28 protein-coding genes are annotated in these 22,932 nt (G+C 62.0%); 13 read left to right on the top strand and 15 right to left on the bottom strand.

Annotation, left to right across the window (positions count from 1 at the left end):
* Nucleotides 1-6: 6 nt before the first annotated feature.
* Nucleotides 7-816 (top strand): alpha/beta fold hydrolase, encoded by an 810-nt coding sequence (locus KF794_12595; GenBank protein ID QYK44596.1) that lies wholly within the window; start codon nt 7-9, stop codon nt 814-816.
* A gap of 46 nt (nt 817-862) precedes the next feature.
* Here the strand turns inward: KF794_12595 and rpsU are convergent, their stop codons facing one another.
* Entirely contained in the window at nt 863-1,159 is a 297-nt protein-coding gene (gene rpsU / locus KF794_12590; GenBank protein QYK44595.1) for a 30S ribosomal protein S21, read from the bottom strand.
* Nucleotides 1,160-1,305: 146 nt separating this feature from the next.
* Between rpsU and KF794_12585 the strand changes: the two genes are divergently transcribed.
* The gene (locus tag KF794_12585) at nt 1,306-2,469 is read left to right on the top strand and encodes a mandelate racemase/muconate lactonizing enzyme family protein (GenBank protein QYK44594.1); all 1,164 of its coding nucleotides are present in this window, start codon (nt 1,306-1,308) and stop codon (nt 2,467-2,469) included.
* A gap of 4 nt (nt 2,470-2,473) precedes the next feature.
* On the opposite strand, the gene KF794_12580 is transcribed toward KF794_12585, so the two are convergent.
* The 3 genes from KF794_12580 to purE form a co-directional block, all read right to left on the bottom strand.
* Entirely contained in the window at nt 2,474-2,740 is a 267-nt protein-coding gene (locus KF794_12580) for a hypothetical protein (protein ID QYK44593.1), read from the bottom strand.
* Between the two features lie 77 nt (nt 2,741-2,817).
* Nucleotides 2,818-3,909 carry a 5-(carboxyamino)imidazole ribonucleotide synthase gene (locus tag KF794_12575; protein ID QYK44592.1) on the bottom strand — a complete coding sequence of 364 codons (1,092 nt, stop codon included), beginning with the start codon at nt 3,907-3,909 and terminating at the stop codon, nt 2,818-2,820.
* Nucleotides 3,906-4,394 (bottom strand): 5-(carboxyamino)imidazole ribonucleotide mutase, encoded by a 489-nt coding sequence (purE, locus tag KF794_12570; protein QYK44591.1) that lies wholly within the window; start codon nt 4,392-4,394, stop codon nt 3,906-3,908. Before purE ends, KF794_12575 begins: the two co-directional genes overlap by 4 nt.
* Before the next feature lie 96 nt (nt 4,395-4,490).
* Between purE and KF794_12565 the strand changes: the two genes are divergently transcribed.
* The gene (locus KF794_12565; protein QYK44590.1) at nt 4,491-5,144 is read left to right on the top strand and encodes a GGDEF domain-containing protein; all 654 of its coding nucleotides are present in this window, start codon (nt 4,491-4,493) and stop codon (nt 5,142-5,144) included.
* A 24-nt stretch (nt 5,145-5,168) separates the two neighbouring features.
* Here the strand turns inward: KF794_12565 and rnhA are convergent, their stop codons facing one another.
* The 3 genes from rnhA to ispH all read right to left on the bottom strand — a co-directional run bounded on the left by rnhA (nt 5,169) and on the right by ispH (nt 7,611).
* Nucleotides 5,169-5,606 carry a ribonuclease HI gene (gene rnhA, locus KF794_12560; protein QYK44589.1) on the bottom strand — a complete coding sequence of 146 codons (438 nt, stop codon included), beginning with the start codon at nt 5,604-5,606 and terminating at the stop codon, nt 5,169-5,171.
* Nucleotides 5,603-6,568 carry a homoserine kinase gene (thrB, locus tag KF794_12555; protein QYK44588.1) on the bottom strand — a complete coding sequence of 322 codons (966 nt, stop codon included), beginning with the start codon at nt 6,566-6,568 and terminating at the stop codon, nt 5,603-5,605. The genes rnhA and thrB overlap by 4 nt, the downstream gene beginning before the upstream one ends.
* Before the next feature lie 65 nt (nt 6,569-6,633).
* Nucleotides 6,634-7,611 (bottom strand): 4-hydroxy-3-methylbut-2-enyl diphosphate reductase, encoded by a 978-nt coding sequence (gene ispH, locus KF794_12550; protein QYK44587.1) that lies wholly within the window; start codon nt 7,609-7,611, stop codon nt 6,634-6,636.
* A gap of 216 nt (nt 7,612-7,827) precedes the next feature.
* Here ispH and KF794_12545 point away from each other — a divergent pair, with 216 nt between their 5' ends.
* Nucleotides 7,828-8,517: a DUF1013 domain-containing protein gene (locus tag KF794_12545; GenBank protein ID QYK44586.1), complete on the top strand. Its 690-nt coding sequence runs from the start codon at nt 7,828-7,830 to the stop codon at nt 8,515-8,517.
* Between the two features lie 57 nt (nt 8,518-8,574).
* On the opposite strand, the gene KF794_12540 is transcribed toward KF794_12545, so the two are convergent.
* Both KF794_12540 and KF794_12535 read right to left on the bottom strand, forming a co-directional pair.
* Entirely contained in the window at nt 8,575-9,369 is a 795-nt protein-coding gene (locus KF794_12540; protein QYK44585.1) for an SDR family oxidoreductase, read from the bottom strand.
* 2 nt (nt 9,370-9,371) lie between these two features.
* Nucleotides 9,372-11,291 (bottom strand): propionyl-CoA synthetase, encoded by a 1,920-nt coding sequence (locus KF794_12535; protein ID QYK44584.1) that lies wholly within the window; start codon nt 11,289-11,291, stop codon nt 9,372-9,374.
* A gap of 183 nt (nt 11,292-11,474) precedes the next feature.
* On the opposite strand from KF794_12535, the gene KF794_12530 reads away from it, so the two are divergent.
* Nucleotides 11,475-12,236, top strand: coding sequence for a sulfite exporter TauE/SafE family protein (locus tag KF794_12530; GenBank protein ID QYK44583.1), 762 nt, complete (start codon nt 11,475-11,477; stop codon nt 12,234-12,236).
* Here KF794_12530 and KF794_12525 read toward each other — a convergent pair.
* Complete coding sequence (locus KF794_12525; GenBank protein QYK44582.1) at nt 12,233-12,856, bottom strand: Pr6Pr family membrane protein; 624 nt, start codon at nt 12,854-12,856, stop codon at nt 12,233-12,235. The genes KF794_12530 and KF794_12525 overlap by 4 nt on opposite strands.
* An 83-nt stretch (nt 12,857-12,939) precedes the next feature.
* On the opposite strand from KF794_12525, the gene KF794_12520 reads away from it, so the two are divergent.
* The 3 genes from KF794_12520 to KF794_12510 all read left to right on the top strand — a co-directional run bounded on the left by KF794_12520 (nt 12,940) and on the right by KF794_12510 (nt 16,068).
* A complete protein-coding gene (locus KF794_12520; GenBank protein ID QYK44581.1) occupies nt 12,940-14,568 on the top strand; it encodes an acyl-CoA synthetase in 1,629 nt (542 codons plus the stop codon).
* 192 nt (nt 14,569-14,760) lie between these two features.
* On the top strand, nt 14,761-15,309 hold the full coding sequence (locus KF794_12515; protein QYK44580.1) for a YqhA family protein: 549 nt from the start codon (nt 14,761-14,763) through the stop codon (nt 15,307-15,309).
* Between the two features lie 3 nt (nt 15,310-15,312).
* Nucleotides 15,313-16,068 (top strand): enoyl-CoA hydratase/isomerase family protein, encoded by a 756-nt coding sequence (locus KF794_12510; GenBank protein QYK44579.1) that lies wholly within the window; start codon nt 15,313-15,315, stop codon nt 16,066-16,068.
* 3 nt (nt 16,069-16,071) lie between these two features.
* Here KF794_12510 and KF794_12505 read toward each other — a convergent pair whose 3' ends face one another.
* On the bottom strand, nt 16,072-16,248 hold the full coding sequence (locus KF794_12505; protein QYK44578.1) for a DUF2798 domain-containing protein: 177 nt from the start codon (nt 16,246-16,248) through the stop codon (nt 16,072-16,074).
* A 200-nt stretch (nt 16,249-16,448) separates the two neighbouring features.
* Between KF794_12505 and KF794_12500 the strand changes: the two genes are divergently transcribed.
* The 3 genes from KF794_12500 (at nt 16,449) to KF794_12490 (ending at nt 19,301) form a co-directional block, all read left to right on the top strand.
* Complete coding sequence (locus KF794_12500; protein ID QYK44577.1) at nt 16,449-18,095, top strand: FAD-binding dehydrogenase; 1,647 nt, start codon at nt 16,449-16,451, stop codon at nt 18,093-18,095.
* A 202-nt stretch (nt 18,096-18,297) separates the two neighbouring features.
* A complete protein-coding gene (locus KF794_12495) occupies nt 18,298-18,711 on the top strand; it encodes a thioesterase family protein (protein QYK44576.1) in 414 nt (137 codons plus the stop codon).
* A gap of 386 nt (nt 18,712-19,097) precedes the next feature.
* Nucleotides 19,098-19,301 carry a cold-shock protein gene (locus KF794_12490; GenBank protein ID QYK44575.1) on the top strand — a complete coding sequence of 68 codons (204 nt, stop codon included), beginning with the start codon at nt 19,098-19,100 and terminating at the stop codon, nt 19,299-19,301.
* Nucleotides 19,302-19,374: 73 nt separating this feature from the next.
* On the opposite strand, the gene KF794_12485 is transcribed toward KF794_12490, so the two are convergent.
* Both KF794_12485 and KF794_12480 read right to left on the bottom strand, forming a co-directional pair.
* Nucleotides 19,375-19,851, bottom strand: coding sequence for a hypothetical protein (locus tag KF794_12485; protein QYK44574.1), 477 nt, complete (start codon nt 19,849-19,851; stop codon nt 19,375-19,377).
* A 311-nt stretch (nt 19,852-20,162) separates the two neighbouring features.
* On the bottom strand, nt 20,163-20,342 hold the full coding sequence (locus KF794_12480) for a DUF465 domain-containing protein (GenBank protein QYK46699.1): 180 nt from the start codon (nt 20,340-20,342) through the stop codon (nt 20,163-20,165).
* A 217-nt stretch (nt 20,343-20,559) separates the two neighbouring features.
* On the opposite strand from KF794_12480, the gene KF794_12475 reads away from it, so the two are divergent.
* Nucleotides 20,560-20,766, top strand: a complete 207-nt coding sequence (locus KF794_12475; protein ID QYK44573.1) for a DUF465 domain-containing protein — start codon at nt 20,560-20,562, stop codon at nt 20,764-20,766.
* A gap of 3 nt (nt 20,767-20,769) precedes the next feature.
* On the opposite strand, the gene KF794_12470 is transcribed toward KF794_12475, so the two are convergent.
* Nucleotides 20,770-21,252, bottom strand: a complete 483-nt coding sequence (locus KF794_12470) for a redoxin family protein (protein QYK44572.1) — start codon at nt 21,250-21,252, stop codon at nt 20,770-20,772.
* Nucleotides 21,253-21,320: 68 nt separating this feature from the next.
* Nucleotides 21,321-22,139 carry a hypothetical protein gene (locus KF794_12465; protein ID QYK44571.1) on the bottom strand — a complete coding sequence of 273 codons (819 nt, stop codon included), beginning with the start codon at nt 22,137-22,139 and terminating at the stop codon, nt 21,321-21,323.
* Between the two features lie 172 nt (nt 22,140-22,311).
* On the opposite strand from KF794_12465, the gene KF794_12460 reads away from it, so the two are divergent.
* Entirely contained in the window at nt 22,312-22,929 is a 618-nt protein-coding gene (locus tag KF794_12460; protein ID QYK44570.1) for a YqgE/AlgH family protein, read from the top strand.
* The last annotated feature ends 3 nt before the right edge of the window (nt 22,930-22,932 follow it).

Below are 22,932 nucleotides of genomic sequence, written 5' to 3'. Positions count from 1 at the left end.
GCGGGGATGACAAAGATGAAAACGCTGCTACTCGCCGCGATTTCTATCTACGCCGCGCTGTGCGCGTTCATGTATTTCTCGCAGCGCAGCCTGATGTATTTCCCCGACCGCGTACGCACGATTCCCGCGGAAGCGGGGCTGGCGGATGCGAAAGAGGAAAAGCTCGTCACCGCCGACGGCGAGACCATCATCGTCTGGCATATCCCACCGCGCGACGCGCAGAAGCCGGTAGTCGTCTATTTCCACGGTAACGGCGGCGCGCTGAACCTGCGCGTGCAGCGTTTCGCGCGCCTCGCTGCGCAGGGCTTCGGGGTCGTCGGCGTTTCCTATCGCGGTTATGGCGGCTCGTCCGGCACTCCCAGCGAAGACGGGCTGATCGCGGATGGTGTCGCGGCCTACGAGTTCGCGGCGAAGCTCTACACGCCCGCGCGCGTCGCGTTATGGGGAGAGTCGCTCGGCAGCGGCGTCGCCGTAGCGGTGGCGTCCGAATCGCCGGTCGCGAAACTGGTGCTCGAATCCCCGTTCACGTCGGCGGCCGATGTCGGCGCGTCGGTTTATTTCTTCCTGCCGGTGCGGCTTCTGATGAAGGACCAGTTCCGCTCCGATCTGCGTATCGGGAACGTGAAAGCGCCGGTGCTGATCCTGCACGGCGAGCGCGACAGCGTGGTGCCGTTCGCTTTCGGGCAACGGCTGTTTGCGATGATCCCCGGCGAGAAGAAGTTCGCGCGCTTTGCGGACGGCGAGCACTACGACCTCGACCGCCACGGCGGCTTCGAGGCGGCCGCGGAATTTCTCGCGGCCATGACCCAAAAATAAAACGGGCGGCTGTATAGCCGCCCGTCGAAACTCAAATTGCCGGAACTCAGGAGCGCGGCGGGCGCGAACCGAAACCGCCGCCCTGGCCGCCACGGCCGCCGCCGGCCGCACCGAACGCCGGCTTGGCGGGCTTCGCCGGGAGGAGGCCTTCGCGCTGGAGCTTCTTGCGCGCCAGCTTGCGGGCGCGGCGCACGGCTTCCGCCTTTTCGCGGGCTTTCTTCTCGGACGGCTTTTCGTAGTGGCCGCGCAGCTTCATCTCGCGGAAAATGCCCTCGCGCTGCATCTTCTTCTTGAGCGCCTTGAGAGCCTGATCGACGTTGTTATCGCGGACGAGAACCTGCACGTGTGCTCCTGAAATTCCTGTTTTCCGACGGGTGGCCGGACATGGCGTCGCAGCCGAAGGCCGGGTGGGTATCAGACCGTTCCGGAAATGTCCATCCTGCCGTTTCCGGCTGGCGGGACAGCGGTTTCCCCTGCTAGTTCAAGCGCATGCGCATCACCAAAATCACCGACATCGTCGTTCCGATCTCGTCCTCGATCCGCAACGCCTTCATCGATTTCTCGACCATGACCGCGAGCGTGGTCGCCATCGAGACCGACGTGAAGCGGGCCGGGAAGCCGGTCACGGGCTTCGGCTTCAATTCCAATGGCCGCTACGCCCCGCAAGGCCTGCTGCGCGAGCGTTTCATCCCGCGGCTGCGCGATGCAAAGGACATCGAGGACGCGCGCGGCTTCATCGACCCGGCGAAGGCGTGGACCGCGATGATGCAGAACGAGAAACCGGGCGGGCATGGCGAGCGCTCGGTTGCGGTGGGCGTGCTCGACATGGCGATCTGGGACGCGCTCGCGAAGGCCGAGGGCGTGCCGCTCTGGAAACTGCTGGCGGACCGCTACAACGGCGGTAAGGCGGACGAGACCGCGTGGGTCTATGCCGCGGGCGGCTACTATTATCCGGGCGAGGACGTGAAGTCTCTCACCGAGGAAATGCGCCGCTACCTCGACCTCGGCTACTCGACAGTGAAAATGAAGATCGGCGGCGTGCCGCTGAAAGATGACATGACGCGCATCGAGGCGGTGCTGAAGGTCGTCGGCGGCGACGGCTCCAGATTATGCGTCGACGTGAACGGCCGCTTCGGCCTGCAAACCGCGCTCGATTACGCGCGCGCAATCGAGTCGCTGAACCTGCGCTGGTACGAGGAGCCGGTCGATCCGCTCGATTATCTGCTCCATGCCGCGCTCGCCACCGAATATGCAGGGCCGATTGCGACCGGCGAGAATCTGTTCTCGATGCAGGATGCACGCAACCTGATCCGCCACGGCGGATTGCGCGCCGACCGCGACATCCTCCAGATGGACCCGGCGCTTTCCTACGGCCTCGTCGAATATCTGCGGACACTCGCGATGTTGAAGCAGCACGGCTGGTCGTCGCGCCGTTGCGTGCCGCATGGCGGGCATCAGTTCGCGCTGAACATCGCGACCGGCCTCGGCCTCGGCGGCAACGAATCCTATCCGCAGGTGTTCGCGCCGTTTGGCGGCTTTGCCGACGATACGCCGGTGAAGGACAGCCGCGTGAAGATGCCGGATATTCCCGGCATCGGCTTCGAGGCGAAGAACGCGCTTTACGCGGTGATGAAGCCGATGCTGGCGGCGTGAGCGCTCAGCGCTGCACGCGGTTCCAGATCAGCGCGAAGAATGCGCCGAGGCAGTAGCTCACCGCGACGGTAAGCGCGACCAGCAGCGCGGCCGTGTCGATCTGGAACGGATTGATCGAATAGATCGGCTTTACGAAATGAAGCCGCAACACGAAGTTGGCCGCTTCCTGGCCGAAGCCGAGCGCGACGACTGCGCTCCAGAGCAGGTGGATGCTGCCGACAAAGGTTGCGAGTGTGAGGCCGGTACGATGAACGTTGAGTGCGGGAGACATGGCGAAAGCCTTTAAATAAGGCTCTCGCTATCGCGCCTTCGATCCTCGCGCGTTGACTTACATCAAGCGCGCAGGCTTCAGAGTTTTACCCGCGTGACATGGCCCATCTTGCGGCCGGCCTTGGCGGCGCCCTTGCCGTAGAGGTGCACGGACGCGCCGGGTTCTTTCGCGATCTTTTCCCAGCCGAGCACTTCGTCGCCGATCAGGTTGGTCATCACGGCGGATTTTCCGACTCGCTTCGCGGAATTGAGCGGCCAGCCAGCGACCGCGCGGATGTGCTGCTCGAACTGGCTTGCTTGCGCGCCGTCCATGGTCCAGTGGCCGGAATTGTGTACGCGCGGCGCGATCTCGTTGACGAGCAACTCGCGCTTCGCGCCCTTCTTCACGACGAACAGCTCCACCGCGAGCACGCCGACATAATTCAGCGCCTTCGCGATCTTGGTGGCGATGTTCACCGCTTCCTTCGCGAGCGCGGGCGTAATTTTCGCGGGCACCGTCGAAGTGTGGAGGATGTGATTGCGGTGCACGTTCTCGGCGGGATCGAAGGCCGCGGTCTTGCCGCTTGCATCGCGCGCGATCACGACCGAAATCTCGCGTTCGAATTTCACGAAGCCTTCCAGCACGGCGGGCTGCTCGCCGATGGAGCGCCACGCGGTGCCGAGATCGTCGCCTTTGTCCAGCTTGACCTGACCCTTGCCGTCGTAGCCGAGGCGCGCGGTTTTCAGGATCGCGGGCATGCCGATCTTGGCGAAGGCCATCGAGAGTTCGGTCGAGGAGTTCACCGGCGCGAACGGCGCGGTTGCGATTTTCAGCGAATTGACGAAGCGCTTTTCCTTCACGCGGTCTTGCGTGGTGGCGAGTACGTCGGCATTCGGGAACAGCGGCTTGCGCGCGGCGATGAAGGCCGCGGTTTCCGCCGGGATGTTTTCGAATTCGTAGGTGACGGCATCGACAGTATTCAGGAAGTCCGCGAGTCGCGCCCAGTTGTCGTAGGGCGCGCAGGTCGAGAGTTTCGCGACGTCGAAAGCGCAGGAGTCCTTCTTGTCCGAATAGATATGGACGCGGAAGCCGAGTTCGTGTGCGGCTTGTGCGAGCATGCGGCCCAACTGGCCGCCGCCGAGGATGCCGATGGTTGCGTCGGGCGCGAGCGGTTTATGCAGTGTCGTCATTTCGGTTTCAGCGGAATCTTCTTGGTTTGTTTCGCGCGGAAGGCGTCGAGTTTTTTCGCGAGCGAGGCGTCGGAAAGCGCGAGCACGGCGGCGGCGAGCAGACCCGCGTTCTTCGCGCCGGCTTCGCCGATGGCGAGGGTGCCGACAGGAATACCGGCCGGCATCTGCGCGATGGAGAGGAAACTGTCGACGCCCTTCAGCGCTTTCGATTTCACCGGCACGCCGAAGACCGGCAGCGGCGTGAGCGATGCGGTCATACCCGGCAGATGCGCGGCGCCGCCCGCACCCGCGATGATAACCTTGAAGCCCTTGCCTTTCGCCGACTTCGCGAAATCATAGAGCCGGTCCGGCGTGCGATGCGCCGAGACGACGAGGCTCTCGAACTTGATGCCGAAATCGTCGAGCGTTTGCGCCGCGTGTTTCATGGTTTCCCAGTCGGACTGACTGCCCATGATGATTGCGACGGCCGGTTTCCCCGCGCTCATAAATTGCCTGCCCCACGACACTTGGAAAGCGCGGGATTATAGGAGAGGGTGCCTTGCTTGCAAGAAGAGTCGCTTGCATCGCGAGAACAATCGTTAATGCCGCGAGAAAAGCCGCAGAATAAAAGGGCCGGGAACGCGCAGCGCGGCAACGTTGCGCCGCGCAAATCCGTGCCGGAGCGGGTATCGCCGGACAGCACGCCCGGCCTTGCCGCCGAGATCGAACGGCTCCGGCACGAACTACGAAAATCCGCAGTGCGAATCCAACAACTGGAGAAGTCCGCGCATGAAGATGCGCTGACCGGGCTTTTGAACCGGCGCGGTTTCGAGGCGGCGTTCGCGCGCACCGCTTCCTATCTCGCTCGCTATGGCGGCGATGCCGCGCTGCTTTATCTCGATCTCGACGGTTTCAAGCCGGTGAACGACCGCCTCGGCCATGCGGCAGGCGACGTTGTGTTGCAGGAGATCGCGCGGCTGCTGCGGGGCAGCGTGCGCGGTTCCGACATGGCGGCACGGCTCGGCGGCGACGAATTCGCGCTGTTGCTCCTGCACATCGACGCCGCGCAGGCAGAGAAGAAAGCGCGTGCGCTGGAGGAATTGATTAAGAGCGCTTCGTTCGAATTCGCAAACGAAAGGCCCGGCATCGGCGCTTCCATCGGTGCGGCTACGATCGGAGGCGGCGAGGCGCTGGACGACGTCATGCAGCGCGCGGATGCGGCGATGTATGCGCGGAAGCGGGAACGTAAGGGTTAGCGCCCCTCGTCATGCAGTGACGGGTTAGCGAAGAAACGGCGCCATGCCCTCGCGCGCGAGTTCGTCGGCGCGCTCGTTCTCCGCGTGTCCGGCGTGGCCTTTCAGCCAGTGCCACTCGACCTTGTGTGCGAGGGCCGCTTTCTCCAGCCGTTGCCAGAGTTCGATGTTCTTCACGGGCTTTTTGTCGGCGGTCTTCCAGCCGTTCTTCTTCCATTTCTTGATCCAGCCGGTAATGCCGCCCTTCACGTATTGCGAGTCGGTGTAGAGGTCTGCGTCGCAGTTCGCGGGCAGCGACTCCAGCGCCATGATCGCCGCCGTCAATTCCATGCGGTTGTTGGTGGTGAGCTGCTCGCCGCCCTTCAGCTCCGTGCGCTTGCCGTCACGCTCAATGATCGCGCCCCAGCCGCCGGGGCCGGGATTGCCTGAGCACGCGCCGTCGGAATGAATTTTCACACGGCTCATGCCGCGAGACCATAGTCCTGCGCGCGCTCGATGCGGCGGTGGAATTGCAGCTTCTTCATGTATTCCTTCGGGTCCTTCGGACGCACCAGCGCCCCCGCGGGCACGTTCAGCCAGTCCACCGTACGCGTGAGCAGGAAGCGCAACGCCGCGCCGCGCGCGAGCAGCGGCAGCGCCTCGACTTCCGGGTTCGAGAGCGCGCGCCCCGCGTTGTAGTTCGAGAGCAACGCCTTGCCCTTGGTGACGTTGAACGAGCCGTCGATCTCGAAACACCATGCGTTCAGGCAGATCGCGATGTCGTAGGCGTAGAAGTCGTTGCAGGCGAAATAGAAGTCGATCAGGCCGGAGAGCTTGTCGCCGAGGAAGAACACGTTGTCCGGAAACAGGTCGGCATGGATCACGCCTGCGGGCAGGTCTTTCGGCCAGCGCGCCGTGAGATAGGCGACCTCGTCGGCGATGAGATCGGAAAGTCCGGGCGACACTTCGTCGGCGCGCGGAATGCTCTGGTCGGCGAGTTTCATCCAGCCGTCCGGGCCAAGCGCATTGGCGCGCTTGATCGCGAAGCCTTCGCCTGCCTTATGGAAGCTGGCGAGCGCGCTGCCGAGTGCCGCGCAATGCGCGTTGCTCGGACGGCGCACCGAAATGCCTTCGAGGAAGGTGATAATCGCGGCCGGGCGGCCCGCGAGTTCGCCGAGCGCTTCGCCTTTTTTGTTTTTCACCGGTTGCGGGCAATTCAGCCCGCGCGCGGCCAGGTGCTCCATCAGGCCGATGAAGAACGGCAGGTCGCGCGGATCGACGCGCTTCTCGTAGAGGGTCAGGAAATAATAGCCGCGCTTGGTGTGCAGCATGTAATTCGTGTTCTCGACGCCCTCGGCGATTCCCTTGAATGCCATCAACTCGCCGATGTCGTATCCGGCGAGGAAGGCGGCGAGTTGGTCGTCGGAAACTTCGGTGTAGACGGCCATCGTTCTATCCGCTCAGGCAGGGAGAAGATGACATACGAAAATCGCGGAAATAAAAAAACAAATGTTTACTCCGCCGCGGTGTCGCGCAATTCGCGCGGCAGCGGGAAGAACACGTCTTCCTGCGGGCCGGCATAGGTCTCGACTTCGACCGAATATCGTTTCGCGAAGGCGTCGATGATTTCCTCGACCAGCACTTCCGGCGCGGACGCGCCCGCGGTGATGCCGAGGCTCTCGATGTTTCCGAATACGTTCCAGTCAATATCGTCCGCACGCTGCACCAGCGCGGTTGCGCGGCAGCCCGAACGCTCCGCCACTTCGCGCAGGCGCTGCGAATTCGACGAGTTCGGCGCGCCGACCACGATCATGGCCTGTACCTGCGGCGCGACGTTCTTCACCGCTTCCTGGCGGTTGGTGGTCGCGTAGCAGATGTCTTCCTTGTGCGGGCCGGTGATGTTCGGGAAGCGCTCCTTCAGGATCGCGACCATCTCCGCGGTGTCGTCCACCGAGAGCGTGGTCTGCGTGACATAGGCGAGCGCATCGGGATTCTTCGGCTGGATCGCGCGCGCGTCTTCCGCGGTTTCGATCAGCGTCACCGCGCCCGGCGTAAGCTGGCCCATGGTGCCGATGGTTTCCGGGTGCCCGGCGTGGCCGATCAGCAAAATCTCGCGGCCGCGCTTCGCGTGCACCATTGCCTCGCGATGGACCTTGGTGACGAGCGGGCAGGTCGCGTCGATGGCGAACAGCTTGCGCTGCCCGGCCTCGTCGGGGACGGATTTCGGAACGCCGTGGGCGGAGAAAATCACCGGCCGGTCGCCGTCCGGCACCTGCGCCAGTTCCTCCACGAAGATCGCGCCCTTCCGGCGCAGTCCTTCGACCACGTATTTGTTGTGCACGATCTCGTGGCGGACATAGACCGGGGGGCCGTATTTCCGGAGCGCCTGTTCCACCGCGTCGATGGCCCGCACCACGCCCGCGCAGAAGCCGCGCGGGGCGCATAGCAGCACGCGCAGGCGGGGCAGGGCGGGTTGGGGCGAAACAGCCATAAATTTCTAGCCTTTAGGGCGCTATTCGGCGCCGGGAACCGGGTAAGTCAACCATCTAGCCCATTCTGCGTTGCTTTGGACCGGGCCTCCCCCTATATAGGCGCCGACCCCGGTCATCCGTGACGTTACCGAGGCTCCCGCTACGAAAAATAGCGGCGGCACTCGCGAAACCGTACATGGCTGACGAACGTTGACCGCGTTAGAGGCGCGAACACCATGTCTCACATGCCGTTAATGCCCAAGGCGACCGCCGTCTGGCTGGTCGATAATACCTCGCTTTCGTTCGAGCAGATCGCCGACTTCTGCAAGCTGCACCCCCTCGAAGTGAAGGGGATCGCCGACGGCGAAGTCGCGCAGGGCATCAAGGGCCTCGACCCGGTGGCCTCCGGCCAGATCAGCCGCGAGGAACTCGATGCCGCCATCGCCGACCCGAACCACAAGCTGGTGATGTCGGAATCGAAGGTGCGCCTGCCGGAAGCCAAGCCGAAGAAAGGCCCGCGCTACACGCCGGTCTCGAAGCGGCACGACCGCCCGAACGCGATCCTGTGGCTGGTACGCAACCATGCCGAACTCAAGGACGCGCAGATCATGCGCCTCGTCGGCACCACGAAATCGACGATCCAGTCGGTGCGCGACCGTTCGCACTGGAATTCGCCGAACCTCGCGCCGATGGACCCGGTTACGCTCGGCCTCTGCTCGCAGATCGACCTCGACAACGAGGTGCGCCGCGCTTCCAAGAACCGCGTGGCCGAACCGGCCGAGCCGTCGCGCACGCTGCTGCCCGCCGAACAGACCACTGCGCAGCCGCAGGCCGACGCGGATCAGCCTCCGGTCGACGACCGCAAGCAGTCGATCGACGCGGAGAACGTGTTCGCGAAGCTCGGCGGCATGAAGCGCAGCGAGTAGTCTTCGCTTTTATGGAATTGAAAAGGCCGGGTTTTGCCCGGCCTTTTTGTTTGGCGCCTACTCCAGCGCCTCGTCCTTCACATCGACGATGTAATTAAGTGCGAGCCGTCCGCCGTCGGGGAAAATGGTTTCGCCGGTGACATAGCTGGCGTCGTCGGAAGCAAGGAACGAAGCAACGCTTGCGATTTCTTCCGGGCCGCCGATACGCTGCAACGGCGTGCGCGAGAGCAGCCGCTTCTTCGCGGCCTTGTCCTTCGCGACACCCGCGAGGATCTCGGTCGCAATCGAGCCGGGGCCGATGGCGTTCACGCGGATGCCGTAAGGCGCGAGCGAGAGCGCCATGACCTTGGTGAGTTGCTGGATGCCGCCCTTCGACACCGAGTAGGGAACCTGGTTCGGAATCGCGACGACCGAGTTCACCGAAGACATATTGATGATTGCGCCCGGTTTCCGGCCCGCCTTCGCCTGCGCGACCATTTGCTTCGCGGCGGCCTGACCGGCGAGGAACGAGCCTTTCAGGTTCACGCGCAGCACGCGGTCGAAATCGGATTCGGAAATGTCGAGGAAGTCGGCGGTGTGGATGATGCCGGCATTGTTGACGAGGATGTCGAGCGCGCCGAGTTTTGCGACCGTATCCTTCACCAGCGCTGCGACCGCGTTCGCGTTGCCTACATCGCAGGCGATGAAATGCGCGTTCGCGCCGAGCGCTTTCGTCGCTTCCCCGCCGACCTTTCCGTCGATGTCGGAGAGAACGATTTGCGCGCCGTCCTCGACGAAGCGCTTTGCAATGGCGAGGCCGATGCCACGCGCAGCGCCAGTGACAAGGGCGACGCGGTCTTTGAGGTTTGCCATCCTTATTGCGCCATTCCCTTGCTCTGGAGCGCGGCCTTGATCTCGTCGAGCGTCACCGGATCGTCGATGGTGGCCGGCATGTTCCACGGCTCCTTGTCGGCGATCTTCTTCATGGTACCGCGCACGATCTTGCCGGAGCGGGTTTTCGGCAGGCGCTTGATCACCATGGCGCTCTTGAACGCCGCGACCGGGCCGATCTTCTCGCGCACCAGTGCGATCAGTTCCTTCTCGATGGTTTCGTCAGGCTTGTTCACGCCGGATTTCAGGACGACGAAACCGACTGGCACCTCGCCCTTCATCGAATCCGCGACGCCGATCACTGCGCATTCCGCGACGTCGTTGTGGGAAGCGAGCACTTCTTCCATGCCGCCGGTGGAGAGGCGATGGCCCGCGACGTTGATGATGTCGTCGGTGCGGCCCAGCACATAGAGATAGCCGTCCTCGTCCTTGTATCCGGCATCGGCGGTTTTGTAGTAGCCGGGGAATTCGGCGAGGTACGATTCCCTGAACCGTTCGTCCTGCTGCCACAGCGTCGGGAAACATCCCGGCGGCAGTGGCAGCTTCACGACGATGTTGCCCATCTTGCCGGCATCGACCGGCTTGCCACCGTCATCGACGATCTGCACGTCGTAGCCAGGCATCGGCACCGTTGGCGAGCCGTGCTTCACCGGCAACATGCCGTAGCCCATCGGGTTGCCGACGATTGTCCAGCCGGTTTCGGTCTGCCACCAGTGGTCGATCACCGGCACGTTCAGGATTTTCTCCGCCCACTTGATCGTGTCCGGGTCGGCGCGCTCGCCGGCGAGGAACAGCGTGCGGAAGGAGGAAAGGTCGTAGTCCTTCACGCGCTTGCCTTCGGGGTCTTCCTTCTTGATCGCGCGGAAGGCGGTGGGCGCGGTGAACAGCGCGACCGCCTTGTGTTCGGACGCGACCCGCCAGAACGCGCCTGCGTCTGGCGTGCCGACCGGCTTGCCCTCGTACACAACCGACGTGCAGCCGTGAAACAGCGGGCCGTAGACGATGTACGAGTGGCCGACGACCCAGCCGATGTCGGACGAAGTCCACCAGACTTCGCCTTCCCTAATGCCGTACATGAACTCCATCGACCATTTCAGCGCGACGGCGTGGCCGCCGTTGTCGCGCACGACGCCTTTCGGGATGCCGGTGGTGCCGGATGTATAGAGAATGTAGAGCGGGTCGGTGGCCTTCACCGGCACGCATTCGGAAGTCTTCTTCGCGGCCAGCGCGGCTTCGCGAAGCGACGCCCAGTCGTGGTCGCGGCCCGCCTTCATCTCCGCCTTTGCCTGCGGGCGCTGGAACAGGATCACCGTTTCGGGTTTCGACTCCGCCAGTTCGATCGCGGCATCGAGCAGCGGTTTATATTCGACCACGCGCGTCACTTCGATGCCGCAGCTCGCGGTGAGCAGCAGTTTCGGTTTCGCGTCGTTGAGGCGCGTCGCCAGTTCCTTCGGCGCGAAACCGCCGAACACCACCGAATGAACCGCGCCGATGCGCGCGCAGGCGAGCATCGCCACCAGCGCTTCGGGGATCATCGGCATATAGATGACGACGCGGTCGCCTTTCTGCACGCCGAAATCGCGAAGCACCGCGCCGAAGGCGCTCACTTCGGTTTGCAGTTCGCGGTACGTGATGTTGCGCTTCGATTGCGAGACCGGGCTGTCATAGGCGAAGGCGATCTGCTCGGCGCGGCCGCGCTCTACATGGCGGTCCACCGCGTTGTAGCAAGTGTTCAGCACGCCATCGGGAAACCAGCGGCCATAGACGCCCTGCTTCCGGTCGAACACGGTTTTCGGCTTCTCGAACCAGTCGATTGCCTCGGCGGCTTGGCCCCAGAACCCGAAGGGTTCGCGCTGCCAGTGCGCATAGGCTTGCGGATAGCGGCTCGCCTTCGGCGTGGTCATGTTCTTCCCCGGTGCGTTTTGTCGTTTTGCGGGATTCTGGACGCCACGGGCGGCTTGGCAAGAGCAGCCTTGGTCGCAGGATTCATTTGTCATGGCGGGGCTTATGCCGGGCATGACGAGGTGAAAAGCTATGCTCGAACCTGCGTAGCAACGAAGGCAGTTGCTCTCTATAACCCGCGCCGCATGCTTTCCACCGATCCCGTCTTCTGGATTGTCGCGGCGATAGCCGTGACCTGCTTTGGCTTCGCCAAGGGCGGGTTCGGCGGCATCGGCATGGCGGCGACGCCACTACTCGCGTTGATCGTGCCGCCGTTGCAGGCGGCCGCGATCCTGCTGCCGATCCTGCTCATGCAGGATGCGATTTCGCTCTGGGCGTTCCGGCGCGAATGGGATGCGTGGAACCTGAAGGTGCTGCTGCCGGGCGCGGTTGCGGGAATTGGAATTGCGTGGGCGCTCGCCGCCTATGTGTCGGATGCGTGGGTCAAGCTCATCATCGGCGTGATCGCATGCGTGTTCGTGCTGAACCAGTGGTTCGGGTTGGGGAAGGCGGCGGAAGCGAAAAAGCCGAATGCCGCAAGCGGCGTATTCTGGGGCGCACTGTCCGGCTTCACCAGCACGCTGGCGCATGCTGGCTCGCCGCCGGTCAACATTCATGTGTTGCCGCAGAAATTGCCGAAAATGGTTTTCGTCGGCACCTTCACGATCTTCTTTGCCTGCGTGAACGCAGTGAAGGTGATCCCGTTCTTCTTTCTCGGGGAGTTCACGAAAAGCACGCTACTCACTGCGCTGGTGCTGATGCCGCTTGCGATCTTCACCAATCTTTCCGGTATATGGCTGGTGAAGCGCGTGCCGGAAAAACTGTTCTACCGCATCGCTTATGCGCTGATGTTCCTCGTCTCGCTCGAATTGATCCGGCAGGGCGCGGGCACGCTGTTCTTCCGCTAGATATTTTTCGCTCGCTTCGCCAGCAGCCGCGCAATGGCGGTGTATGCCAGCGCCACTACGGTGAAGAACGCGAGCATCGCCGCGCAATTCAAGAGCACCGCGCCCCAGCCAAGCCTGCCGGTTTCCAGAAACGGATAAGGCCAGAAATTCGCGAAGCTGCCACGCGCCAATACTACGATCACATAAAGTAACGGGAAGATCAGCCAGTACGGCACGTCGCGCCAGCGAAGCGAATCCTTCGGCACGAAGGCAAGCCAGAACAGCACATACAATACCGGCATTGCATAATGTAGCAGCACGTCTGCCAGCCATTGCGGGCCGGTGGGCGTCCAGAGCGCGCTCAGGATGAAGAAATAAACGATGCAGACCACTGTGATGTAGGCGGCAATCGCGGTCTGCACGCCTGCATGCGAAAAGAACGTATTGCGATGGCCAAGCGCGATGCCGAGCAAGGCTAGGGCGGCCATCGTGTTCGAGAGGATCGTGAAGTAGGAGAAGAAGCGGACCACGGTTTCGCCAATCCCGATGCCGGCCACGGCATTCACGCCGAGCACCAGCCGGAATTGCAGGACCAGCGCGAAGGCGCCGAGCGCCGCCAGTATTCCGGCAATCCAGCGCATCCGTGGCCGCTCCCGTTTGTCAAAAGCCAGATTGATCGAAACCCTTGTCGTTCGCTAGGGTCGCGCCAGCAAGGGGTTACCGTATGAAAAAGACCGCCTACGACACCGATCTCGACAAGAACCCGGCCAACTATCAGCCGCTGACGCCGATTGCGTTTCTGGAACGCTCGGCCGCGGTGTTCCCGGATCATGTCGCGATCATCCACGGGCCGATGCGCCGGACCTATCGCGAATTCCATGCGCGCTCGAAGAAGCTGGCATCCGCGCTTGCTAAGCGCGGGATCGCGCGTGGCGATACGGTCGCGGTGCTGCTCGCCAATACGCCTGCGATGCTGGAATGCCATTACGGCGTGCCGATGACCGGCGGCGTGCTGAACACGCTGAACACGCGCCTCGACGCCGCGATCGTCGCGTTCTCGCTCGATCACGGCGAGGCGAAGATTTTCATCGTCGACAAGGAATTTTCCAAGGTCGCGAAGGAAGCGTTGAAACTTTGCAAGGCGAAGCCGCTGGTCGTCGATTACGACGATCCCGAATACAAGGGCGACGGCGAGAGGATCGGTACGCTCGATTATGAGGCGCTGGTCGCGGAGGGCGGCGAAGACTATCAGCGCGCCGCGCCGGGCGACGAGTGGGACGCGATCTCGCTCAATTATACTTCCGGCACCACCGGCGACCCGAAGGGCGTGGTCTACCATCATCGCGGCGCGGCGTTGCTCGCGACCGGCAACGTGCTGACCGGCAGCATGAAGAAGCACGCGGTCTATCTCTGGACCCTGCCGATGTTTCACTGCAACGGCTGGTGCTTCCCGTGGTCGATTTCGGTCTGCTCCGGCACGCATGTCTGTCTCAGGCAGGTGCGCGCGAAGCTGATGTTCGATCTGATCGCGGAGCATAAAGTCACGCATCTCTGCGGCGCGCCGATTGTCATGGCGACGTTGCTCAACGCGCCGGAAGAAGAAAAGAAACCGCTGCCGCATGTGGTGGAGTTCTTCACCGCGGCTGCGCCGCCGCCGGAAGCGGTGCTGGCCGGCATGAAGGGTGCTGGCTTCAACGTCACGCACCTTTACGGCCTAACCGAAACCTACGGCCCGGCCGCGGTGAACGACTGGCATCAGGAATGGGATCTGCTCGATCCGGCGGCGCAGGCCGCGAAGAAGGCGCGGCAGGGCGTCACCATCAATCCGCTCGAAGGCCTTGACGTCATGGACCCGGAGACCATGCAGCCGGTGCCGCGCGACGGCGAGACGATGGGCGAGGTGATGTTTCGTGGCAACGTGGTGATGAAGGGTTATCTGAAGAACCCGTCCGCCACGCAGAAGGCGTTCGCGGGTGGCTGGTTTCACTCCGGCGATCTCGGCGTGATGCATGCGGATGGCTACATTCAGCTGAAAGACCGCTCCAAGGACATCATCATTTCCGGTGGTGAGAATATTTCGTCGATTGAAGTGGAAGACGCGCTCTACAAGCACCCTGCGGTGCAGGCGGCGGCGGTGGTCGCGAAAGCCGACGACAAGTGGGGAGAGACGCCCTGCGCGTTCATCGAACTGAAGCCCGGCAAGGAAGCGACTCGGGAAGAACTGATCGCCCACTGCAAGGCGAACCTCGCGGGCTTCAAGGTGCCGCGGCACATCGCTTTCGTCGAATTGCCGAAGACCTCGACCGGAAAGATTCAGAAGTTCAAGCTGCGCGAGATGACAAAGGAAGTTTGATTTTCTCCTCATGTTTCGAGACGCGAGTACACAAGTCGGCCTCGGCCGGCTTATGAATTCTTAGAATTCCGATGTCGGGTGAACCCGACATCGGTTGCTCGCTCCTCACCATGAGGCATGTTACTTTTTTAATCCTCATGCTTAGGATGCCGCGAAGCGGTTGTCCCGAAGGATGCGGAGAAGGAACTTAAAATGGCCGCTCCCCGCAAACAAAAGCTCCCACTTCAAAACGACATCGACTGGCGGCTGGCGCTGAAAGAACGGCCGTTTCTCGGCACGTTCGTGCTGTTCGCGCGCGGCACGATGCTGATCGCCATCGTCGCGACCTTCGTGATCGCCACCGCGCTGCTGATCTATGCGCTGTTTGAAGTGTATGAAGCGGTGAAGCTACTGCTCACCACGAAGTCGGACGGCAAAAAGCTGACACTCGCTGCCATCGAAGCGGTCGATACCTTCCTCCTCGTGACGGTGCTGCACATCGTCGCGATCGGCCTGTATCAGCTCTACATTCAGGATGAGATCCCTGTGCCGAAGTGGGTGAAGGTCGAAACCATCGACGATCTCAAGACTACGTTGTCCGGCGTGGTGATCCTGGTGCTTGCGGTGTTTTTCCTCGGCCGCACCATCATCGGCGAAGCCTCGCAAAACCTGCTTTTAATGGGCGGTGGGATCGGCGCGGTCATCCTTGCGCTGACGGTGTTCATGTTCATGCAGCATCACAAGAAGCAGAGCGAGAAGTAAGAAGTGTTCGAGCTTCGCAACGAAGGCGATATCGCTGTCCTCACGCTGCGTCATGGAAAGGCCAACGCGCTCGACGTCGAGTTCTGCAAGGCGTTGAAGAAAGAGTTTCGCCGGCTCGCGAAATCGGATGCGCGGGCTGTTATCCTCGCCAGCGAAGGAAAGATTTTCTCGGCGGGCGTCGATCTTCCACGTGCCGCAGAGGGCGGGCGGAAATATCTGCGCGCGCTCGTGGGTGCGCTCGATGAGATGTACGGGGAGATTTTCTATTTCCCGAAGCCGGTGATTGCCGCCATCAACGGTCATGCCATTGCCGGCGGCTGCGTACTTGCCTGTTGCGCCGATTATCGCGTGCTGGCGAAGGATGCCGGGCGTATGGGCGTGACCGAATTGCTGGTCGGCGTGCCGTTTCCGCCGTTTGCCTTTGAAGTGCTGCGCGCGACGACTTCGCCGCTACACTTCCCGAAGTTCACCGCGTCCGGAGAAACCTTCGATACCGAAGGCGCTCTCCGTTGTGGTTTTGCCGATCAGGCGGTAAGCGCCGAGCGCCTGATGGATCGCTCGCTTGAAATAGCCGCGCAACTGGCCGCAATCCGGGCGGATGCCTTCGCGGTCAACAAGCTCCACGTCCGCGCACCCGCGCGGCAATTCCTCAAGAACGACCGCTCCGGTCTCGACGGCAAGATCATGAAGGTATGGTCTGCGCCGGAGACGGCGGAGAATATCCGCGCCTATGTCGCGCGGACCTTCAAGAAGTCCTGAGCGCTACTTCGGCTGCTGGACCACGAAGCTCGCGAGCCATTGTGAAAATGGCAGCATGAATGAGGCTGCGGGGAAGGCAACGAACCACGATGCGGGCCATGCACTGGACCAAATCTTCAGCGCCAGCAGGCTTGGGCCAACCGCGACCAGCGTTGAAATGCCGGACACGATAGCGGTCATGAAGAATGTCAGCAGCGCTGGAACGATTATGCGGCCATAGCGGGGGTGGAGCTTTTGCATAAGAGGACAAAGCGGATGTTGCGGAAATGTGAGCGCGCAGTCGCGCGGGACGGAAAGTTTCGCTAGGCTATACTGACGGGAAACAACAGCGGCAAGCGAAGCCGCGTGCGCATTGCGCATGAGGAATGCGGGAGACATGCATGGACGCGGACGTCATCGTCGTCGGCGGCGGACTGGCGGGGCTGGTCGCGGCGGCGGAAGTCGCCGATGCCGGAAAGAAAGTCATCCTGCTCGATCAGGAGCCGGAGCAGTCGCTCGGCGGACAGGCGTTCTGGTCGTTCGGCGGCCTGATGCTGGTGGACAGTCCCGAACAGCGCCGTCTCGGCATCAAGGACTCGCGCGAGCTTGCGTGGCAGGACTGGCAAGGCTCCGCCGCGTTCGACCGCGAGGAGGATTACTGGCCGCGCAAATGGGCCGAGGCCTATGTCGATTTCGCTTCCGGCGAGAAGCGTGCATGGCTGCACGCGCAGGGCGTGCGCTGGTTTCCGGTGCCGGGTTGGGCGGAGCGCGGCGGCTATACCGCGACGGGTCACGGCAATTCGGTGCCGCGCTTTCACATCACATGGGGCACGGGTCCGGCGCTGGTCGAACCGTTCGTGCGCCGTCTGCGCGAAGCGGAGAAGAAGGGACTTGTTTCATTCCGCTTCCGCCATCGCGTGACGAAGCTGACCGCGAGCGGTGGCGCGAATGACGGCGTCGAGGGCGAGATTCTCGAAGCCTCGAACGTGGAGCGCGCGGCGAAATCATCGCGCAAGGTGATCGGCGAGTTTGCGCTGAAAGCGCAGGCGATCATCGTGACGAGCGGCGGCATTGGCGGCAATCACGACCTGGTGCGCAAGAACTGGCCCGCGAACATGGGCAAGGCGCCCGCGCAAATGCTTTCCGGCGTGCCCGACCATGTCGACGGTCTGATGCAGGGCGTGGTGGAGCGCGCGGGCGGGCGGCTCATCAATGCCGACCGCATGTGGCATTACCCGGAAGGCATCGACAATTACGCGCCGATCTGGTCGCACCACGGCATTCGCATTCTCTCCGGTCCGACACCGTTATGGCTCGATGCACGGGGAAAACGTTTTCCGGTGCCGCTGTTCCCCGGCTATGACGGCCTCGGCGCGCTCGCGCACATCACGAAGCATGGCGATGACCATTCGTGGTTCCTGCTCAACCAGCGCATCATCGGAAAAGAATTCGCGCTTTCCGGGCAGGAGCAGAATCCCGATCTCACGGGCAAGAGCATTATGGGCGTGCTCAAGCGCGGGCGTGGTACGCTGACGCCCGTGCAGAAGTTCATCAACGCCGGAAAAGATTTCGTCACCGCGAATTCGCTGCCCGAACTCGTTTCCAAGATGAATGCGCTGACCCAGAAAAACCTGGTCGATCTGGAAACCGTCACGCGCGAAGTGGAGTCGCGCGACCGCGACCTGAACAATAAATATGGCAAGGATTTACAGATCGCGGCGATCCGCGCCGCGCGCGTCTATCTCGGCGACAAGCTGATCCGCACCGTGAAGCCGCATAAATTGCTCGATCCGGCGGCGGGTCCGCTGATCGCGGTGCGGCTGTGGGTGCTGACGCGCAAGACGCTCGGCGGACTGGAGACGGATTTGACCTCGCGCGTGCTGAAGGACGGCAAGATGCCGCTCGGCAATGTGTTTGCAGCGGGCGAGGTCGCGGGCTTCGGGGGCGGCGGCGTGCATGGCTATCGCGCGCTGGAAGGCACGTTCCTCGGTGGCTGCATTTTCTCCGGTCGCATCGCGGGCCGGGAAGCGGCGAAATTGGCGGGGTGATTGAATCAAGCAATCATGCGATTGCTGTTATCCTGCGTCATGCCCGCGCTTGTCGTGCGCATTCACACCTTTACTGTAATGAGCGTTGCAAGACTTGGATGGCAGCAAAATTCCGCTTGCGCGACTTCTGAATAAATAAGGCCTGAGTCGGGCGGATCCGATTTGGGTGATAACTCCGGCCATGACGAATTTAGGATCGTGAATGACCGACACCACCGCGAACATCAAAGCCGGCATGACTGGCGCAGCCGAACTCGTAGTCGGCGAAGAACACACCGCGCCGCGCGTAGGTTCTGGAAAAATCCGCGTCCTCGCGACGCCGGTGATGATCAACCTGATCGAAGCGGCGGCATTGAAGGCCGCGGAACATCTGCTCCCGGCCGGTCATCAAAGCCTCGGCACGCTTTTGAACGTGAAACACATCGCGGCGACCCCGGTGGGCATGAAGATCAGGGCCACCGCGACGGTTACCGGGGTAGAAGGCCGAAATATCTTTTTCGACGTCACCGCCGAGGACGAAAAGGAAACCATCGGCGGCGGCACGCACGAGCGTGTTGTCGTTAATGTGGAGCGTTTCGACAAACGCGTGCAGCGGAAAATTAGCGGCCAGACGTAATCCTGTGTCGCGGGAGACGGGTAAAACTTGCCGAAAATTGTGGCAGCACATGTGTCATGGTTGATGACCTTTCTGCCACACACGCGAGCCAATCGTTTGATCGAAAAAATCCCTGAAAACCCCCGGAACGAAAGCAGGTTCAACAGGTTTAGCTACATCCGAGCGTATCGGACGACGATGACGGGGGACTGCTTGCGCCTTGACCTTGCCGCAAAAATCGAGTCTTTAGCGGCCCGCAACTTGGTTTTGGCTGGCCTTGCTACCACGCTCCCGTTTTGGGCTGCGCTTTCAAGACACTTCCCAAAACTCGGATTGTTATGGCACCCGCGATGGTCGGGGGTGCCGCTACGACCGCACATGAGCGTGCGTTTCTAAGGAGGCCGTGAATGGCTACTGGTACCGTGAAGTGGTTCAATACGCAGAAGGGCTACGGATTCATCCAGCCGGATGACGGCGGCAAGGACGTTTTCGTCCATATTTCCGCCGTGCAGCGCGCGGGTTTGACGACGTTGAACGAAGGTCAGAAGGTTTCGTTCGACATCACGACCGAGCGTGGCAAGGCCGCAGCCGCCAATCTGCAGGCCGGCTGAATCGCTTCGGACCAATCAAGAGAAAAGCCCGGCGCTCGCGCCGGGCTTTTTTTTGTTACCTTATGACGTTCGATCAGGGGTTCGAGATGCTCTGAATGAACTGGTAGATGCCGAGCGGCGGGATGAAGCAGCCGGCCATGTTCCAGAGTGCTTCTTCCGAAGTCGGCACCGGGCCATCGAGCGCGGCATTGATGATCGGGAACGCCGCGGAGCAAACCACGCCGCCGACGACATAAAGACCGGTCGCGCTGTGACCCTTCGGGCCGTAGCTCGGACCCTTCGGCTTCTTCACCTTATGGTGGCCGAACTTCTTGTGCTTGAACTTGCTGTACTTGAATTTCGGCGCCTTGAATTTCGTGTACTTGAACTTCGGCGCCTTGAATTTCGTCTGCTTGAACTTGGGCGCCTTGTATTTCTTGCCGCCGAACAGCACGCGCTCGACGTTATTCCCGGTGACCAGCATTTCCGGCGTGGCAACGCGCGCCGAAGCGAAATTGGCGGAAGCGACAACGGCAACCGCGGCAATCAATGCCAACACAATACGTTTCATTTTTTGCCTCTCCTGCGCCGGAGACCCGAAGGGCGCGCGGCGCTTCCTGTGAAGGCCGGAATGGATCGAGAGGCTGTGGCGGCTTATCTCTGCCGCAGGGTGCCGCGAAGAAAATCGCGGTCTTCAATTACGCAGCGACGCAACGCATAACGACCGATGCGCGCGACGATAGATAAAATTCGATTAGAGTCTTTCTTAACCTGCGGTTAAGTATAATAAGCAAGGTAAATCACTGCGCCGTAAAAATCCGTTCCAAAACAAAACCGCCGGCTGATCGCCGGCGGCATGACGCATTCGGGAACCGGTTCGCTTTAATGCACCGTCGCGCCGGCGCGTATCCGTTCGATTTCTTCTTTCAGCACGAGCTTGCGCCGCTTCAACTCGGCGAGCCGCAAACTATCGCTCGAAGGATGGGTACGTTCGGACTCGATCTCACGCTCCAACGCCTGATGCTTCCGCTGAAGTTCGGTCAAATGCGACTGAATCGACATGGGGGTGGTCTCTCCCTGTTTGCAGTTCGAGACGATCGAGTCTGCCATCGGCTTTATGGCAAGTCGACAGAAACCCGCACGGAAGGAGCCGAAAAAACGCCGCCTGTGGAACCCCTGCGGGAAAATCCCGCAGCGGCGGGCACTTGCGGGAGTTCCGCCGCGGCGCAATACTTTTTCGCGCGCGGCAATCCGCGCGTTTCGCATATGCGGCGGGGCGATGACGCGGGAAGAAGAGCGCGAGTTAACGCTGGAACTGGAGCGGCTGAAACAGGAGCATCGCGATCTGGATTCCGCGATCGACGCCCTGCTTTCGACCAGCGGGCACGACCGCATCCAGGTGCAGCGCCTGAAGAAGCGCAAGCTCCAGCTCCGCGACCGCATGTATGCGATCGAGGACCAGTTGTTTCCGGATATTATTGCCTGAGGGCTAGATCGCCTTCAGCAGGTTATCCGCGCCGGAGACTTCGGCCTTCGAGGTCACTTCCTCGACGTTCAGGACCTTCACCACGCCGTCTACGGCATAGAGTGCGTAGCGCCGGGAGCGTACCGGACCGAGCATGCGCTCAGCGGCATCGAAATCGAGGCCGATGGCCTTGCAGAAATCGCCATTGCCGTCGGCAAGGAAATCGATCTTGCCGGGATTGGCCTTCGCCCACGCACCCATGACGTGCACGTCGTTGACGGCGGTGACGGCGATGGTGTCCACGCCCTTCGCGAAAAACTCGTCGGCCCGCGCGATGAAGCCGGGCAGGTGGTTGCGCGAGCAGGTCGGCGTGAACGCGCCCGGCACGCCGAACAGCACGACCTTCTTGCCCGCAAAGATTTCGGCGCCGGTCTTCGGCTTCACGCCGTCGGCGGTCATGATCTGGAACGTGGCGTCGGGCAGTTTTTCGCCCACCTTGATGGTCATTCTCGATCCTCGCGGGGTGTTTGCGCGCAGGAAACGCGGCGCGGGCGCATCCTAGTCAGGCGAGCGAATTAGTCGAGCGGGATTTCGTACTCGACCGCCTGCTCGTCCGCGACGAGCGTGAGGCGCAGCTTCGGCGGGATGTCGTTCATGCCCATACGCGAGCCGGAAAGCGGGATGGCGAAGGTAACGTTCCCGGCGTCGTTGCGCAGCAGTTCGGGCAGCGCCAGCGTCCATTCTTCGGTCGGGCCTTCGGCGAAGAGATCGAGCGGGCCAACGCTTCGCGCAAGCGCTTTCACGATGATCCGGCCGTCGGAGCCATCGGGATTTTTTCCGCGCTCGACGGTAGCGGATAGAATCGCGAATGGGCGCGGCTCGGCAAGTTTTGCCTTTTGCGGCACGAATTTCTCTGCGTCCGCTAGGTCAGCGTCCTGCGGCGCGGTGGTTGTTACGTCGAGTGCGAGCAGGGCTTCGGCGGGGATGCAGATTTTCTCGCAGGTCGCGAAATCGAGTTTCAGTTTCAGCGACACCGGCTTCGTTGCGTCCTTCGGCACGATGCGTAACGGAAAAATTACGCGCTTCTCATAGCCGATGGAGGCCTGTCCGCTGCCGTCCTCGATACGCTTCGGCGCGGGATAAAGCACCTCGACGCTCGCCACATTCTCGGAACCGTTCCAGTCGAAACGCGGCGGAATCCCCGCGTCGCCGGGATAGCGCCAATAAGTCTTCCAGCCTTCGTTCAGCACGACTTCGACACCGCCGGAAAAAACTGGCGCGGAATTTGTATTGTTCAAACCCGATGCAAGCAGGCGCACGGTTGCCTGCCCGGCGGCAACGGGCAGCGAACTCACGGCGTTGCCGTAGCCTGTGCTTGCGGCAAGGAATGTCATGGCGACAGCCGAAAAACGGATGAAGGAACGAAAGTTGCGCAGACGCATTTTTTCACCACGGCGAGAATGTTTCTAAAGCACCGGACCGGAAGGATCCCAAGCACGAATGCGTGAACCAGACCCGCGATTCGCCGCATTTTCCCGGCACCTGTCTTCGGATAGGATTCAAACCATGAAGATCGGCCGCGATTCTTCCGAACTTCCGAACGAAGGCTATCTCGACGGCCAGGTTCTGGTCGCGATGCCGACCATTCGCGACGACCGTTTCACCCGCAGCGTGATCTATCTCTGCGCCCATTCCTCCGAGGGCGCGATGGGCATCATCGTCAACCAGCCCGCGCAGAACATCCGCTTTTCCGATCTGCTGGTCCAGTTGAGCGTGGTACCCGGCGGCGAGGGCGATATCGAACTGCCAGCCCATTGCGAGGCCGTGCGCGTGCTGCGCGGCGGCCCGGTGGAAACGCAGCGCGGCTTCGTTCTGCACAGTGCCGATTATTTCGTCGAGAACTCCACGCTGCCGATCGACGATAGCGTTTGCCTGACTGCCTCGCTCGACATCCTCAAAGCCATCGCCACCGGCAAAGGCCCCGCGAGCGCGGTGCTGGCGCTCGGCTACGCCGGCTGGGCGCCGGGGCAACTGGAAAACGAAATCCAGGCGAACGGCTGGCTCAACTGCGATGCCGACCCTGAATTGATCTTCGGCCTGCACGCGGACCAGAAATACGAACACGCGCTGCGCAAGATCGGCGTCGATCCCGCGAAACTTTCTTCCGAAGCCGGACGTGCGTGAAAT

The organism is Xanthobacteraceae bacterium, from assembly GCA_019454205.1.
Taxonomy (GTDB): domain Bacteria; phylum Pseudomonadota; class Alphaproteobacteria; order Rhizobiales; family Xanthobacteraceae.
Note: the sequence above shows the minus strand (reverse complement) of the source record. Positions and strands in the feature narration are given on the sequence as shown.

Bases quoted from the DNA above. Each gene is read 5' to 3' on its own strand.
- purE (QYK44591.1), bottom strand. From the start codon at position 4,394: ATGAGCGCGGGGAAACCGGCCGTCGCAATCATCATGGGCAGTCAGTCC.
- KF794_12540 (QYK44585.1), bottom strand. From the start codon at position 9,369: ATGGCAAACCTCAAAGACCGCGTCGCCCTTGTCACTGGCGCTGCGCGT.
- KF794_12505 (QYK44578.1), bottom strand. From the start codon at position 16,248: ATGACCGCTATCGTGTCCGGCATTTCAACGCTGGTCGCGGTTGGCCCA.
- KF794_12580 (QYK44593.1), bottom strand. From the start codon at position 2,740: ATGTCTCCCGCACTCAACGTTCATCGTACCGGCCTCACACTCGCAACC.
- KF794_12515 (QYK44580.1), top strand. From the start codon at position 14,761: ATGGCCGCTCCCCGCAAACAAAAGCTCCCACTTCAAAACGACATCGAC.
- KF794_12530 (QYK44583.1), top strand. From the start codon at position 11,475: ATGCTTTCCACCGATCCCGTCTTCTGGATTGTCGCGGCGATAGCCGTG.
- KF794_12485 (QYK44574.1), bottom strand. From the start codon at position 19,851: ATGAAACGTATTGTGTTGGCATTGATTGCCGCGGTTGCCGTTGTCGCT.
- KF794_12480 (QYK46699.1), bottom strand. From the start codon at position 20,342: ATGTCGATTCAGTCGCATTTGACCGAACTTCAGCGGAAGCATCAGGCG.
- KF794_12465 (QYK44571.1), bottom strand. From the start codon at position 22,139: ATGACATTCCTTGCCGCAAGCACAGGCTACGGCAACGCCGTGAGTTCG.
- KF794_12585 (QYK44594.1), top strand. From the start codon at position 1,306: ATGCGCATCACCAAAATCACCGACATCGTCGTTCCGATCTCGTCCTCG.
- rnhA (QYK44589.1), bottom strand. From the start codon at position 5,606: ATGAGCCGTGTGAAAATTCATTCCGACGGCGCGTGCTCAGGCAATCCC.
- KF794_12475 (QYK44573.1), top strand. From the start codon at position 20,560: ATGACGCGGGAAGAAGAGCGCGAGTTAACGCTGGAACTGGAGCGGCTG.
- KF794_12535 (QYK44584.1), bottom strand. From the start codon at position 11,291: ATGACCACGCCGAAGGCGAGCCGCTATCCGCAAGCCTATGCGCACTGG.
- KF794_12460 (QYK44570.1), top strand. From the start codon at position 22,312: ATGAAGATCGGCCGCGATTCTTCCGAACTTCCGAACGAAGGCTATCTC.
- KF794_12470 (QYK44572.1), bottom strand. From the start codon at position 21,252: ATGACCATCAAGGTGGGCGAAAAACTGCCCGACGCCACGTTCCAGATC.
- KF794_12490 (QYK44575.1), top strand. From the start codon at position 19,098: ATGGCTACTGGTACCGTGAAGTGGTTCAATACGCAGAAGGGCTACGGA.
- KF794_12525 (QYK44582.1), bottom strand. From the start codon at position 12,856: ATGCGCTGGATTGCCGGAATACTGGCGGCGCTCGGCGCCTTCGCGCTG.
- KF794_12565 (QYK44590.1), top strand. From the start codon at position 4,491: ATGCCGCGAGAAAAGCCGCAGAATAAAAGGGCCGGGAACGCGCAGCGC.
- KF794_12520 (QYK44581.1), top strand. From the start codon at position 12,940: ATGAAAAAGACCGCCTACGACACCGATCTCGACAAGAACCCGGCCAAC.
- ispH (QYK44587.1), bottom strand. From the start codon at position 7,611: ATGGCTGTTTCGCCCCAACCCGCCCTGCCCCGCCTGCGCGTGCTGCTA.
- thrB (QYK44588.1), bottom strand. From the start codon at position 6,568: ATGGCCGTCTACACCGAAGTTTCCGACGACCAACTCGCCGCCTTCCTC.
- KF794_12495 (QYK44576.1), top strand. From the start codon at position 18,298: ATGACCGACACCACCGCGAACATCAAAGCCGGCATGACTGGCGCAGCC.
- KF794_12500 (QYK44577.1), top strand. From the start codon at position 16,449: ATGGACGCGGACGTCATCGTCGTCGGCGGCGGACTGGCGGGGCTGGTC.
- KF794_12545 (QYK44586.1), top strand. From the start codon at position 7,828: ATGTCTCACATGCCGTTAATGCCCAAGGCGACCGCCGTCTGGCTGGTC.
- KF794_12575 (QYK44592.1), bottom strand. From the start codon at position 3,909: ATGACGACACTGCATAAACCGCTCGCGCCCGACGCAACCATCGGCATC.
- KF794_12595 (QYK44596.1), top strand. From the start codon at position 7: ATGACAAAGATGAAAACGCTGCTACTCGCCGCGATTTCTATCTACGCC.